This window comes from Mycobacterium sp. 1081908.1, assembly GCF_001673535.1.
Lineage (GTDB): Bacteria > Actinomycetota > Actinomycetes > Mycobacteriales > Mycobacteriaceae > Mycobacterium.
Genome location: NZ_LZLY01000123.1, coordinates 1 through 15,032 on the forward strand (window position 1 = coordinate 1; position 15,032 = coordinate 15,032).

The 15,032-nt window shown below is 69.3% G+C and carries 9 protein-coding genes and 1 riboswitch; all 9 genes read left to right on the forward strand.

Going from position 1 to position 15,032, the window contains the following annotated elements; genetic code table 11:
• The first annotated feature begins 65 nt into the window (after positions 1 to 65).
• The 9 genes from A5655_RS19965 to A5655_RS20005 all read left to right on the forward strand — a co-directional run bounded on the left by A5655_RS19965 (position 66) and on the right by A5655_RS20005 (position 15,012).
• Complete coding sequence (locus tag A5655_RS19965) at positions 66 to 968, forward strand: ESX secretion-associated protein EspG (RefSeq protein ID WP_067012971.1); 903 nt, start codon at positions 66 to 68, stop codon at positions 966 to 968.
• 266 nt (positions 969 to 1,234) lie between these two features.
• Entirely contained in the window at positions 1,235 to 2,752 is a 1,518-nt protein-coding gene (gene eccD, locus A5655_RS19970; RefSeq protein ID WP_067012973.1) for a type VII secretion integral membrane protein EccD, read from the forward strand.
• Positions 2,730 to 4,586 carry a S8 family serine peptidase gene (locus A5655_RS19975; protein ID WP_067012975.1) on the forward strand — a complete coding sequence of 619 codons (1,857 nt, stop codon included), beginning with the start codon at positions 2,730 to 2,732 and terminating at the stop codon, positions 4,584 to 4,586. Before eccD ends, A5655_RS19975 begins: the two co-directional genes overlap by 23 nt.
• Positions 4,587 to 4,605: 19 nt before the next feature.
• A complete protein-coding gene (eccE, locus tag A5655_RS19980) occupies positions 4,606 to 5,811 on the forward strand; it encodes a type VII secretion protein EccE (protein ID WP_067012976.1) in 1,206 nt (401 codons plus the stop codon).
• Entirely contained in the window at positions 5,808 to 7,643 is a 1,836-nt protein-coding gene (gene eccA, locus A5655_RS19985; RefSeq protein WP_067012978.1) for a type VII secretion AAA-ATPase EccA, read from the forward strand. Before eccE ends, eccA begins: the two co-directional genes overlap by 4 nt.
• A 580-nt stretch (positions 7,644 to 8,223) precedes the next feature.
• Positions 8,224 to 9,501, forward strand: a complete 1,278-nt coding sequence (locus A5655_RS19990) for a PPE family protein (protein ID WP_067012981.1) — start codon at positions 8,224 to 8,226, stop codon at positions 9,499 to 9,501.
• A 71-nt stretch (positions 9,502 to 9,572) separates the two neighbouring features.
• Positions 9,573 to 9,744, forward strand: a riboswitch (M-box (ykoK) riboswitch).
• A gap of 394 nt (positions 9,745 to 10,138) precedes the next feature.
• On the forward strand, positions 10,139 to 11,338 hold the full coding sequence (locus A5655_RS19995; protein ID WP_067013029.1) for a PPE family protein: 1,200 nt from the start codon (positions 10,139 to 10,141) through the stop codon (positions 11,336 to 11,338).
• A 903-nt stretch (positions 11,339 to 12,241) separates the two neighbouring features.
• Positions 12,242 to 13,540, forward strand: coding sequence for a PPE family protein (locus A5655_RS20000; protein ID WP_067012983.1), 1,299 nt, complete (start codon positions 12,242 to 12,244; stop codon positions 13,538 to 13,540).
• Positions 13,541 to 13,605: 65 nt separating this feature from the next.
• A complete protein-coding gene (locus A5655_RS20005; RefSeq protein WP_067012985.1) occupies positions 13,606 to 15,012 on the forward strand; it encodes a PPE family protein in 1,407 nt (468 codons plus the stop codon).
• Positions 15,013 to 15,032: the final 20 nt, after the last annotated feature.

Genomic DNA, 15,032 nt, shown 5'->3' on the forward strand with positions numbered 1-15,032 from the left:
CACCGGATGTGGTGTGCTGCCGCGTCCTGCGGTTTCCGTAACTTCGACTACTTCTGAGGCTATCGATGGACCAACAGAGCACCCGCACCGACATCACCGTCAACGTCGACGGCTTCTGGATGCTTCAGGCGCTGCTCGACATTCGCCACGTCGCGCCGGAATTGCGATGCCGCCCGTTCGTATCCACCGACTCGAGCGACTGGCTCAACGAGCACCCCGGAATGGCGGTGATGCGTGAGCAGGGCATCGTGGTCGGCGACGAGGTGCACGAGCAGGTCGCCGCTCGAATGCGGGTCCTCGCCGCGCCCGATCTCGAGGTCGTGGCGCTGCTGTCGCGGGGCAAGTTGCTCTACGGAGTCGTCGACGACGAGAACCAGCCACCCGGCTCGCGCGACATCCCCGACAACGAGTTCCGCGTGGTCCTCGCCCGCCGCGGTCAGCACTGGGTGTCGGCCGTCCGCGTCGGCAGCGACATCACCGTCGACGACGTCGCCGTCGCCGACAGCGCCTCGATCGCGTCGCTGGTGATCGACGGTCTGGAGTCGATTCACCACGCCGAGCCCGCGGCGATCAACGCCGTCAACGTGCCGCTGGAGGAGATGCTGGAGGCGACCAAGTCCTGGCAGGAATCCGGCTTCAATGTCTTTTCCGGGGGAGATCTGCGGCGGATGGGGATCAGCGCCGCGACGGTTGCCGCCCTGGGCCAGGCCCTGTCGGATCCCGCGGCCGAGGTCGCGGTGTACGCGCGCCAGTACCGGGACGACGCCAAGGGCCCCAGCGCCTCGGTCCTGTCGCTGAAGGACGGCTCGGGCGGCCGCATCGCGCTGTACCAGCAAGCGCGCACCGCCGGTTCGGGGGAGGCGTGGCTCGCGATCTGCCCGGCGACGCCCCAACTCGTGCAGGTGGGCATCAAGACCGTGTTGGACACGCTGCCCTACGGCGAGTGGAAAACGCACAGCAGGGTCTGACATACGTGTGAAACACAAACTTCACCAACGCTTTTGCAGACAACATGCGGTCGGGATGCGAAGACGGCATACTTCTCTAGAATCATCAGCAAATCTTCAAAGCAGTGTCACCACAACCCTTAACGCAAGGCGAGGCAGATGAAATCCGAATTGGTCGAGCTGTACCTCTCACGGGGCCGCGGCGCCTCTGCGAGTGACGTGCCCGGGGCCTTCCAGCGCCTGGCGACACGGGGTTACACATTCACGATGACAGGGGGTGCTGGGCGATGACATCGGCCGGAGTAGCTGACGCCTTACAGGCAGAAATCGAGGGCATCGCCCAGCCTCGGGCGGTCGTCGTCGGCGTCATGGCCGGCGAGGGTGTCCAGATCGGCGTCCTGCTCGACGCCAACGCCCCGGTCTCGGTGATGACCGACCCGCTGTTGAAGGTCGTCAACAGCCGGCTGCGCGAACTCGGCGAGACCCCGCTGGAGGCCACCGGCCGCGGCAGGTGGGCGCTGTGCCTCGTCGACGGCACGCCGCTGCGGGCCACGCAGTCGCTGACCGAGCAGGACGTCTACGACGGCGACCGGCTGTGGATCCGGTTCCTGCCGGACACCGAGCACCGATCGCAAGTCATCGAGCACATCTCGACCGCCGTCTCGGCAAACCTGAGTAAGCGCTTCGCCGCGATCGACCCGGTCGTCGCGGTGCAGGTCGGCGCCTCGATGGTCGCGATCGGCGTGACCCTGGCGTCGGCTCTGCTCGGCTGGTGGCGTTGGCACCACAACTCGTGGCTGCCCACGGTCTACTCCTCGGTCATCGCCGCGATCGCGTTGTCGGTGGCCATCATGCTGGCGATGCGGGCGAAGACGGACTCGGACCGGCTGGTCGCCGACATCATGCTGCTGAGCGGCCTCGCGCCGCTCACGGTGGCCGCGGCGTCGTCCCCGCCGGGCGGCGTGGGCTCACCGCAAGCGGTGCTGGGCTTCGGCGTGCTCGCGATCGGCGCGTCGCTGATCCTGCGCTTCACCGGTCGCCGGCTGGCCATCTATACCGCGATCGTGACGATCAGCGCCGTGGCGGCGATCGCCAGCCTGGCGCGGATGGTGGCAAACACCAGCGCGGTAACCAACTTCGCCTGCGTGGTGCTGGTCTGCGTCCTGGGTTACCAGGCCGCGCCGGCGCTGTCCCGCCGGTTGGCCGGCATCCGGCTGCCCGTCTTCCCGTCGGCCACCAGCCGGTGGGTGTTCGAGGCGCGACCGGACCTGCCCACGACCGTGGTGCGCGCCGACGGCGGCGCCCCGGTCCTGGAGGGCCCCGCGTCGGTTCGCGACGTCGTGCTGCAGGCCGAGCGTGCCCGCTCGTTCCTGTCCGGCCTGCTGCTGGGGCTCGGGGTGCTGATGATCGTGTCGCTGACCGCGCTGTCGGACCCGCACACCTTCCAGCGCTGGCTGCCGCTCATTCTGGCCGGCTTCGCCGCCGGGTTCCTGATGCTGCGCGGCCGCTCGTACGTGGACCGCTGGCAGGCGATCAGCCTGGCCGCGACGTCGGTGCTGATCGTCGCCGCCATCGTGGTGCGCTACGCGCTGGGGTTGCAGTCCCCGCTGGCGGTGTCGGTGAGCGTGGCCATCCTGGTCCTGCTGCCGGCGGCGGGCATGACGGCCGCGGCGGTGGTGCCCAACACCATCTACAGCCCGCTGTTCCGCAAGTTCGTGGAATACATCGAGTACCTGTGCCTGATGCCGATCTTCCCGTTGGCATTGTGGCTGATGAATGTCTATGCGGCGATCCGTTATCGCTAGCAGCAGGGTGTGGCGCGGTCGCGCATCCCGCGCGACCGTCGCCGCACTCCTGCTCACCTCAGGTGCACTAGCCGGTCTGCCTCCCGCGTACGCGGTATCGCCGCCGACGGTTGATCCGGCGGCGGTGCCGCCCGACGGCCCGCCCGGGCCGCCGGCGCCGATGAAGCAGAACTCCTACTGCACCGAGGTCGGCGTGCTGCCCGGAAGCGACTTCCGGCTGCAGCCGAAGTACATGGACATGCTGAACCTGCAGGAGGCGTGGCAATTCGGCCGCGGGGCCGGGCAGAAGGTCGCCGTCATCGACACCGGTGTGACGCCGCACCCGCGGTTTCCGCACCTCATCCCGGGCGGCGACTACATCATGTCGGGCGACGGGCTGTCGGACTGCGACGCGCACGGCACCATCGTGGCGTCGATGATCGGCGCGGCCCCCGCCAGCGGGGCGGCGACCCCGCCGGCGGCGCCGCGCAAGCCGGTCACGATTCCCACCACGGAGCCGCCCCCGAAAGCGCCGCCGCCACAGACGGTGACGTTGTCGCCGTTGCCTCAGACCGTGACGATGGTCCCCGCACCGCCGTCGGAGTCACCTCCGCCGGGACCGTTTGGCGCGCCGCCACCGCCGGCCGCACCACCCGCGGCACCCGCACCGGCCGGTCCCCCGGCGGGTCCGGCCGGCCCGGGTCAGGCACCGGCGGCCAACCATGGCGGCGGGACGGTGACCATACCCAGCTACTCCGGCGGTGGGCACGTGGTGGGGGTCGACAACCCGGTCTATCCGGCCGGCCCGCGTCCGCTCGACCCGCCCAAGCCGTCACCCCCGCCGCCGGCACCCCCGGCACCGGCGTCGGCGCCCGACGCGTACAGCGGAATCGCCCCGGACGTCGACATCATCGCGATCCGCCAGTCCAGCCAGGCCTTCGGCCTCAAGGACGCCTACACCGGCGACGAGGACCCGCAGACCCGGGCAAAGATCGACGACGTCGAGACCATGGCGCGGGCGATCGTGCACGCCGCGAACCTGGGCGCGACGGTGATCAACATCTCCGACGTGACCTGCATGAGCTCGCGCAACATCATCGATCAGCGCTCGCTGGGCGCCGCCGTGCGCTACGCGGCGGTCGACAAGAACGTCGTCATCGTGGCGGCGGCCGGCGACACCAGCAAGAAGGACTGCAAGCAGAACCCGGCCTTCGATCCCATGCAGCCCAAGGATCCCCGCGACTGGAGCGGCGTGGGCACGGTGGTGACGCCCTCGTGGTTCAGCGACTACGTCCTGACCGTGGGCGCGGTCGACACCGATGGCCGGCCGCTCACCCAGGGCGGCCAGGGCCAGGGTTCGACGAGCGTCGCGGGACCGTGGGTGGGAATCGCCGCGCCCGGGACCGACGTCATCGGGCTCTCGCCCCGCGACGACGGTTTGATCAACGCCATCGACGGCCCGGACAACTCGCTGCTGGTTCCCGCCGGCACCAGTTTCTCGACCGCGATCGTGTCCGGGGTGGCCGCCCTCGTCCGCGCCAAGTACCCGCAGCTATCGGCGTATCAGGTCGTCAACCGGTTGGAACGCACCGCCCGGGCGCCGGCGCGGGGGGTCGATAACCAGGTCGGCTACGGTGTCATCGACCCGGTGGCGGCCTTGACGTGGGACGTACCGGAAGGCCCGGCAAAGCCGCCGCAGCAGCTGTCGGCACCGCTGAACATTCCTAAGGCGGCGCCGCCCCGGGATATGGTGCCAATATGGGTGGCAGCCGGAGGGTTGACCGCAGCGTTACTGATCGGCGGCGCCGTGTTCGGTATAGCGGTGTTCATGAAGCGAACACGGAAGCAGCAATGAGGTCGGAGCAGCAATAGCAATGAAGGCGCAGCGAAGTTTCGGATTGTCTTTGTCGTGGCCGCGGGTCACCGCGGTGTTTGTTGTCGACATCCTCATCCTGTTGGTGGCCAGCCACTGCCCGGCCTCCTGGCAGGGGGAGCACCACATCGCGTTCTGGGTCGGGGTCGGCCTGGCGACGGTGGTCACGCTGCTGTCCCTGGTCACCCACCACGGGCTCACCGTGACCTCCGGCCTGGCCACCTGGCTGTGGGACTGGTCCGCCGACCCGGGCACCGCGCTGACCGCGGGCTGCACGCCGGCGATCGACCACCAGCGCCGGTTCGGGCGCGACCGGGTCGGCGTCCGCCAGTACGACGGCCACCTGGTGAGCGTGATCGCGGTGGACGGCGGGGACGACGACGCCTCGGGGCGCCACCGGCACCGGAACACCGCGGCCATCCTGCCGGTGCACGCGGTCGCAGAGGGCTTGCGCCAGTTCGACATTCACCTCGACGGCATCGACATCGTCTCGATGAAGGTGCGCCGCGGCGGCCCCGAATCCAGGGCGGCCGAGAAGTCCAAGCTGGACGACTGGGGCCCCGAGGAGTGGGGCGTGGTGAGCGACCAGCCCACCTCCTACGTGCGCCGCACCTGGCTGGTGCTGCGGATGAACCCGCAGCGCAACGTCGCCGCCGTGGCGGCCCGCGACTCGCTCGCGTCGACCCTGGTGGCCGCCACCGAGCGGCTCGCCCAGGACCTCGATGGACAAAACTGCGTGGCCAGGCCGTTGACCGCCGACGAGCTCGCCGAGGTCGACAGCGCGGTGCTGGCCGATCTCGAACCGACCTGGAGCCGCCCCGGATGGCGGCACCTCAAGCACTTCAACGGGTTCGCCGCCAGCTTCTGGTTGACGCCGTCGGACATCACCACCGAGACGCTGGAAGACCTGTTGCAGCCCGACGTCGGCGCCGCCGTCGTCACGATCCGGCTCCTCACCAGCTCCGGCCGGCCGCAGCTGTCGGCCTGGGTGCGCTACCACAGCGAGCGCCGCCTCCCCAGGAGCGTGTGGTCCGGACTCAACCGGCTCACCGGCCGCCAACTGGCGGCGGTACGCGCCAGCCTGCCCGCCCCGGCCGCCCGCCCGCTCTTGATCGTGCCCAGCCGTCCGTTGCTCGACGACGATGATCTGGTGCTGTCTGTCGGCCAGGAGCGGGAGAGCGCAGCGAGCGTGCCCGCGGCGCAATGACGCGCTCGCAGTCGACCGCCGAAGACGCCCGTAATGCCATGGTCGCCGGGCTCTTGGCGTCCGGAATTTCGGTCAACGGGCTACAGCCCAGCCACAACCCGCAGGTGGCTGCGCAGATGTTCAACACGGCCACCACGCTCGACCCGGGGATGTGCGACGCCTGGCTGGCGCGGATGCTGGCCGGCGAGCAGAGCATCGAGGTGCTCGCCGGCGCGTGGGCGGCGGTCCGGACGTTCGGTTGGGAGACCCGCCGCCTCGGGGTGACGGACCTGCAGTTCCGGCCCGAGGTTTCCGACGGGTTGTTCCTCCGGCTGGCCGTCACCAGCGTGGAGTCGCTGGCGTGCGCGTACGCCGCCGTGCTCGCCGAGGCCAAACGCTACGGGGAAGCCGCGAAGCTGCTCGACGGCGTCGAGCCCCGGCATCCCTTCGACGAGGAAGTCGTCAACTACGTGCGGGGCGTGCTGTACTTCCGCACCGGGCGCTGGCCCGACGTGCTCGTGCAGTTTCCGGAGGGCAAGACGTGGCGGCACCCCGAGCTGAAGGCCGCGGGCGCCGCGATGGCGACCACCGCGCTGGCCTCGCTCGGAGTGTTCGAGGAGGCCTTCCGGCGCGGCCAGGACGCCGTCGAGGGTGACCGGGTGCCGGGGGCGGCCAACATCGCGCTATACACCCAGGGCATGTGCCTGCGGCACGTCGGCCGCGAGGAGGAGGCCGTCGAGCTGCTGCGCCGGGTGTACTCCCGGGACCCGAAGTTCGCCCCGGCGCGAGAAGCCTTGGACAACCCGAACTATCGCCTGGTGCTGACCGATCCGGAGACGATCGAGGCGCGCACCGACCCGTGGGACCCGGACAGCGCGCCGACGCGCGCCCAGACGGAGGCCGCCCGCCACGCCGAGGAGGCCGCCAAATACCTGGCCGAAGGGGACGCCGAGCTCAACGCGATGCTGGGCATGGAACGGGCCAAGCGGGAAATCAAGCTGATCAAGTCGACCACCAAGGTCAACCTGGCCCGGGAGAAGATGGGGCTGCCGGTGCCGGTGACCTCGCGCCACACCCTGCTGCTGGGGCCGCCCGGGACCGGCAAGACGTCGGTCGCGCGGGCCTTCACCAAGCAGCTGTGCGGGCTCACCGTGTTGCGCAAGCCGCTGGTGGTGGAGACCAGCCGCACCAAGCTGTTGGGCCGGTACATGGCCGACGCCGAGAAGAACACCGAGGAGATGCTCGAGGGGGCGTTGGGCGGCGCCGTCTTCTTCGACGAGATGCACACGCTGCACGAGAGCGGGTACCACCAGGGTGACCCCTACGGCAACGCGATCATCAACACGCTGCTGCTGTACATGGAAAACCATCGCGACGAGCTGGTCGTGTTCGGCGCGGGTTACGCCAAGGCGATGGACAAGATGCTCGAGGTGAATCAGGGCCTGCGGCGGCGCTTTTCGACCGTCATCGAGTTCTTCAGCTACACCCCGGACGAGTTGGTCGCGCTGACGAAACTGATGGGGCGGGAGAACGAGGACGTCATCACCGACCAGGCGGCCGAGGCCCTGTTGCCCTCGTACACCAAGTTCTACCTCGACGAGAGCTACTCCGAAGACGGGGACCTGATTCGCGGTATCGACACGCTCGGCAACGCCGGCTTCGTCCGCAACGTCGTGGAAAAGGCGCGCGATCACCGGAGTTTCCGGCTCGACGACGAAGACCTCGACGCGGTCCTGTCCAGCGATCTCAGCGAGTTCAGCGAGGCCCAACTCCTGCGGTTCAAGGAGCTGACGGCCGAGGACCTCGCCGAGGGGATCCGGACCGCCGTGGCCGAGAAGAAGCCGCCGTCATAGCACTGCCTGGGCAGTTCTGACTGGCCAACGGCCGCAATTGTTTTCGGTGGCCTCGCGGCCTTTCTATGAGCTTTCTATTAATTTCCAGTGGGTGAGCGGTTCGCGTTGCCGCCCGCTGGTGCCGGTGCCACCATGATCCTCAATGCTCATCGCCGAGCGCAGTTTCCCCGCGGAAATGGGTCTTGAGAAGGGGATTTAGGTCTATCGTCGCAAGGCGCCTGGAAATCAGGCGGCTGTTACCCCACGCATGGTCCGCTCTGCGTCCGGCGGATCTCGTCCGGATTCGGGCAATCATGGCGACGGGAGGTGGGCGCACTGGCCGAATTGACAGCCGAATTGACAGTTAGCGCATGAGAACAACGACCGTTTCGCTCCGATCCGGTCGCGGCGCACTCGCCGCCGTTTGAATCGGCAACGCCCGATATCGCTCGGCGGCCTCGCCTGCCCGTAGCCGGGTCGGACCATCCGATTTTTTAAGGAGTAGTCCGATGTATTTCTTTGTAACACAACGGAAATCACGATGCAACGCCGCCATGCCCGCCCGCAACGCCGCGACGGCCGGTTAAGGGAGGTGTTGGCAATGGATTTCGGAGCACTCCCACCGGAAGTCAACTCCGCCCGGATGTATGCCGGGCCGGGATCGGCACCGATGATGGCGGCCGCGACGGCCTGGGCCGCGCTCGGCGCGGAGCTGGGTTCGACGGCGGCCTCATACGACTCGGTCGTCACGGGGCTGACGAGCGAGGAGTGGATGGGGCCGGCCTCCGCATCGATGGGCGCCGCGGCGGCGCCCTATGTGCAGTGGATGGCCAGCACCGGGACACTCGCCCAGCAGGCTTCCGCTCAGGCGGCGGCCGCGGCGGCGGCTTACGAGGCCGCGTTCGCCATGACGGTGCCCCCGGCGGAGGTGGCGGCCAACCGCTCCCTGCTCGCGGCGCTGGTTGCCACCAACTTCCTCGGGCAAAACACCCCGGCGATCGCGGCAACCGAGGCCCAGTACGGCGAAATGTGGGCCCAGGACGCGGCCGCCATGTACGGCTACGCGGGGAGCTCGGCGGCGGCCTCGACGCTGACGCCGTTCGATCAGCCGGCCGAGACCACCAATCCGGGCGGGCCGGCCGCCCAGGCATCGGCGGTCACGCAGGCCACGGGCACGGCGGCGGGCACCGGCAGCCAGACGGTCGACCAACTGATGTCCGCTATACCGACTGCGCTGCAAGGGTTCTCGTCACCGCTGTCGGCGGTCGCGAACCCCGCCGCGGCCGTCCCGGGCCAGGGACTCCTCGACGGCATCCTGAATTTCCTGGACGGGGCGGACGGCAACGCGATCGGCACGTTCCTGAATTCCTCGTTCGTAAACGGGTTCGTCTCGGCCGGGTACGTGAGCCCCGCCATCATCGAACCGGCCGTCACGGCCGGGATGGCCGACATCAACGCGGTGTCGGTGGCCGCGACGCCGACGGCGACCGCGCTGCCGCCGATGGGCGCGGGTTCCGGGAATGCGCTGTGGACGCCCCTGCCGGGTGCGGCCGGGATGGCGTTGGGTTCGGGCGGCCTGGGCGCCGCGGACCTGAGCGGGTTTTCGGCCGGCACCAACCAGGCGGCCTTGGTGGGGCGATTGTCCGTGCCGCAGACCTGGACGGCGGCCGCCCAGGTGGAGAACCACGCGGGCGCGACGTTCGCCGGGGGCGGTTGGACCAACGCCGTCGGCCCGGGTGCGGGTGCGGTGGGGGCCGGCCCGGCACCGATTCCGGGCATGCCGGGGATGCCCGCCGGCACGGCCGCGGGAGGCTACGGCCACGGCCCGCGCTACGGCTTCCGCGTGACCGTGATGCCGCGCCCCCCGGCCGCCGGGTGACGGCGGGATTGTTGCAAACGCGTTGCAGCTGGGTTGACTTATCGAACGGCCGGGTGCCACGATGGCCTCTGCAAGCACCTCGCTAGGTGAGGCGTCTGCGCGGATACAGGCCACTGACCTCGAACGTCGAAAGACGCCCAGGGTCAGGACAGCTCCTCCCGGACTAAGGGTTGAGCCCAAGTGGCTTCCGGCTCAGGTCGGATACGCCGTGTGGTGCCGAAGCTCTGACGAGAGGGGTGCGGTCTCCGGGAGTATCAGCCCGGGCACTTCTCCCCGTGTGCACGTTGACGGCACCCCCGTGTGCCCAGGCCGTGAGGAGGTGAGAGCGAAATGAGTCTCGGCGATAGTCCGTATTCCAGATCGACCATTTCGATTCGATCCGGCCCCGGCCCCTTTCTGACAGTCTGAACGGCTCACCCCGACAGACCTCGTACGGACGCGTCCGCCCAGCGGACCGCGTCCGTGAATTGCGCTGAAACCAGCCATGATTGCCGGCCGGCCCGGGTCACTCTCTTTCCCCGAGGAGTAGTCCGATGTCGCTTGTCTTCGCACGCCCGGCGCAGCTCGCCACCGCAGGTCGCGAGTTCGCCTTAGCAACAACACAATTCAGCACCCACAACGACGGATGGGGCTGACGATGACCGCTGCACTCGATTTCGCGATGCTCCCACCGGAAGTGAACTCCGGCCGGATGTACTCCGGGGCGGGCTCGGGCCCGATGCTGGCCGCGGCGTCGGCGTGGCATGGACTCGCCGCCGAATTGCGTTCCACCGCACTGTCTTACGGCGCGGTGCTCGCCGCGCTCACCGGTGAGGAATGGCACGGCCCGGCATCGGTGGCGATGGCCGCCGCCGCCGCGCCCTACGCGGCCTGGCTGGGTACCACGGCCGAGCAGGCCGAGCAGACCGCCGTGCAGGCCGAGGGCGCCGTGGCGGCCTACGAGGCCGCGTTCGCGGGGACGGTGCCCCCGCCCGTCATCGCGGCCAACCGCGCCCAGTTGATGGCGCTGATCGCCACCAACATCCTCGGCCAGAACACGCCGGCGATCGCGGCCACCGAGGCCCAATACGCCGAGATGTGGGCCCAGGACGCCGCCGCGATGTACGGCTACGCCGCCTCGTCCGCGGTCGCCACCCAGCTGAGCCAGTTCACCGAGCCGGAGCTGACCACCAGCCCCGGCGGGCCGAGCGCGCAGTCGACCGCGGTGGCCCAGGCCATCGCCAACCCGGCCGGGACTCTGCAGGGCACGGTGTCGCAGCTGATGTCGGCGCTGCCGGCCGCGCTGCAGGGGCTGGCGTCGCCGGCGTCGGCGCAGACCCCGGCCTCGGAGATCGTGGGACTCCTCACCGGGTCAGGGTCGGGATCCGCCACGCTGGACAACCTTTGGGCCGAGTGGGGACCCAACGCCAACATCTGGAACACCGCGTTCTCGTCGGGGTTCTACATGCCCAGCAACACGCTGGCCCCATTCCTGGGCCTGCTGGGCCAGGGCGCCGGCGGCGACGTGGCCGACGCGGCCCAGGCGATCGACGGCGCGGTCGGGGAGGCGGTCGCGGGCCCCGCCGCCGGGGGCGTCGGCAGTGCCGTCTCGGCCGGGCTCGGGCACGCGCCGATGATCGGGGCGCTGTCGGTGCCGCCGAGCTGGACCGCGCCCGCGCCGCTGGCCGGCCCGCTGGCCTCGTCGCTCGGCGGAACGCCCATGGTGGCACCCCCGGCCATGGCGGCCGGCATGCCGGGGATGCCGATCGGAGCGACGGGCGCGCAGCCCTACGGGCGCGCCGTGCCGCAGTACGGCTTCCGCCCCACCTTCGTCGCGCGGCCCCCGGCCGCCGGCTAGCGCTGGGTCATCGCGCGTCACCTCACACCCGGCGGCCGGGCGGAATGAGCTTTCCGCAACCTCCCGATCATCCCGCGGGGCGCCGGCGCGGCGCGATGACCACAGCGAATCCCACCGAGTCGCTCACAGGAAACTTCCAGCAGCAAATCAGCGTTCCGCCAGCGACGAATGCGTACGCTAGGTGAAATTTAGGGGAGTGCCAGATGACGACGACCTATCGATCCGGCGACGGTGGACGCCCAGGACGCCGTGACCAGGCGAGGCACGCGCGGCGGGCCGGGTTTGCTTGCATTTCATAATAATTGCGACGGGCGGGCGAGCCGGCAGCGCCAAATGCTCGCCGGCAAACTCGACGACTTTTCACACGCGCGACATGACGAATATGTTAATTACTTAACGGTGTGCAACAAGAACGGCTCGCCGCAATAATTGCGCGGATTCGATATCGCAGAGCCGTCAGACAGCGCCGCTCTGCCGCTGGATTGCGTTCACATCCGGACAAATTAACGCCATTTCTGGATGGTTGCTACGTATTAGCTATGAGTTGACTGCACAAGGCTTTCCGTTCAGAAATATGGTAGCTGATGAGCAGCATGCTCACAGGCCCAGGGGCGCGGTGACACTCGTCGTTTACCTTACGATTACATCCCGGGAACGCGCCACGAATACGTTTCAATCACGATGATCGCTACATTGGGCAACGCCGCCTGAACGCCGGGCGGACCGCCGCCTCTGACATATTTTTAATGGGAGTGTGGAACCCTGTTGTCCTCATACACGTCGAATCAACGGGTGAATTCGACGGCGGATTCCATGGATTCCATTAGAGCTGCCGCGCGGTTGCGGCCGGGCCGGAAAGCCGCGCCTACCATGGCGGCCACTTAGGGGAGCGGAGGGAAATAGATGTTGGATTTCGGGGCGCTACCACCGGAGATCAACTCCGGGCGAATGTATACCGGCGCGGGGTCGGGGCCGATGCTGGCAGCCGCGGCGGCCTGGGACGAGTTGGCGACGGAACTGCAGTCGACGGCCGCCTCCTACGGCGCCACGATCGAGGGTCTCGCCACCGGACCGTGGACCGGCCCCTCCTCGATCGCGATGGCTTCCGCGGCGGCGCCGTATGTGGCGTGGATGAGCGCGACCGGCGCGCAGGCCGAGGAGGCCGCCAGCCAGGCCAAGATCGCCGCCGGCGCCTACGAAACGGCCTTCGCGGCCACGGTGCCGCCGCCGGTGATCGCGGCCAATCGCACCCTGCTGATGGCGCTGATCGCCACTAATTTCCTGGGCCAGAACACGCCGGCCATCGCGGCCACCGAAGCCCAGTACGCCGAGATGTGGGCCCAGGACGCCGCCGCCATGTACGCCTACGCCGCCTCGTCGGCCACCGCGTCGCAGCTCACCCCGTTCAGCGAGCCGCCGCAGACCACCAACGCCGCGGCCGCGCCGGCGCAGGCGGCCGCGGTCTCCCAGGCCAGCGGCGCGAGCGGCCTGAACATCGGCACGCAGCTGTCGCAACTGATCAACTCCCTGCCGACCGCGCTGCAAAGCCTCGGCAGCGGGCTGGCCTCGTCGCCCACCACCGGCTCGGCGAACCTGCTCTCGGGGCTGTCGTTACCGCAGTTGGTCAACGTTTCCATGCCGGCCGGGTTGTCGGCTGACCTGGCGAACTGGAACACGATCATGTCGACCATTGCGTCCGGGCCGTACTCCCTGCAGGGGCTGGCTTCCATACCGGGCGGTCCGTTCCTGTCCTTCGGCCAGGTGTACTCCTACGCGCAGAACGGGCAGGGCCTCGCCGCGTTCAACACCGTCAAACCCATCACCGGTGCGCTGGCGCCTCTGGCCAGCGGCGCCACCACCCACCTGAGTTCGGCGGTGGGGGCGACACCGGCGTCCGGAGCGATGGGCAAAGCCGCGCTGGTGGGGAGCATGTCGGTGCCGCAGGGCTGGACCCAGGCCGCGCCGGCGATCAGGACGCTCGCGCAGGTGCTGCCCGCCAACGCGGCCGCGCCGGCCGCCGCCTCACTCACCGGCGAGGAAGGCGTGTTCAGCCAAATGGCGCTGTCGAGCCTGGCCGGGCGGGCGGTGGCCGCCGCCGGGGTCGGCTCCTCCGGCGGCAGCGTGGCCGGCTCGCTGGGCGGCGTGGCCGCGGCGGAGGCCGGCACGGCCACCATCATCGTGATCCCGGCGATCGAGGAGTGACCGCCATGACACCCGCAACGGCCCACACCACCCAGGCGCGCTCGACCAGGCAAGGGGACTAGACGATGTTCTACGCAGCTTTTCCACCGGAGTTCAATTCGGGCAGGATGTACGCCGGCCCCGGTTCGGGGTCCATGCGGGCGGCCGCGGCGGCCTGGGAGGGGCTGGCCAGCGAATTGCAGTCCACGGTCTCCGCCTATTCCTCGGTGATCGACGGCCTGACCAGTGGGGTGTGGACGGGCCCGTCGTCGGTGAGCATGGCCGCGGCCGTCACGCCCTACCTGGCCTGGATGCAGGGCACCGCCGGCCAGGCGGCCCAGGCCGCCGCCCAGGCGACCGCGGCGGCAACCGCCTACGAGACGGCGTTCGCCGCGCACGTGCCACCGGAGGAAATCGCGGCCAATCGCAGCCAACTGGCGTCGCTGGTGGCGACCAACGTGTTCGGGCAGAACACCCCCGCGATCGCGGCGACCGAGATCCAGTACGCCGAGATGTGGGCGCAGGACGCCGTGGCGATGGACACGTATGCCAGTTCGTCGGCGGCCGCCTCCAACGTGACGCCGTTCACCGAGGCCCCACAGATCACCAACGCCGGCGGGCTGGCCAGCCAGGCGGCCGCGGTCACCCAAGCCGCCGCCACTCCGGCCGGGAACGTGGGCTCACTCGTGTCGGCGGCGTCCACACCGCTGACAACGGCCAACCCGCTGTTGCAGACGCTTGCCAATCTCAGTACCGACTACACCAGCACGATGAACGGCCTGGTCAACTCGCTGTTCGGCCCGACCGGCGCATCGACATATGCCGCCCTGTACAACGCCATCAAGACCCCGCTCGGATTCACCACCGGGTTCAACGACATCGGGCTGCTGATCAACCTGCCCGCGTCGCAGTTCCTCAAGTTCGCTCCGCACGCGGCGGCCGCGGGCGGGCTGCCAAGAGATGCGCTGGGAGCCGGACTCGGGGGCGCCAACTTTGGCCGCGGCACGCTGTTCAACTCCGTATCGGGGGGCATGGGCAATGCCGGCACGCTGGTCGGCAAGCTGTCGGTCCCGCCGAGCTGGGCAACGGCCACGCCGGCCATCAGGACGGTGGCCGCCGCGTTGTCGGCCGCCGGACCCGACGCGGTGCCCGCGGCCGCGCTCGGTGAGGGCGGGCTGCTCAGCTCCATGTCCCTCGCGGGCATGCTTGGCAGCGCGCTGGGCGCCGGGGCGCCCACCGTGGTGGGCGGCGCCGGGGTGCGAGGTCGCATCAAACCGATCAAGGAGCTGAAGGACGGCAACTCGCCGGAGCACCTCAAGCGTCTGGTGGCCCAGATATCCGAGAAGCCCGAAAGCGTGCAGCACCACAACGTCGATCAGGAGGGTCTTGACGCCCTGCTGGATCAGCTGTCGAAGAAGCCCGGCATTCACGCGGTGCACCTCAGGAAGGGCGACAAGCCGCAAGTAGTGGCCTCCGACGCGCAAATCGGCTAGCGCACAGAGTAATTGGGAGA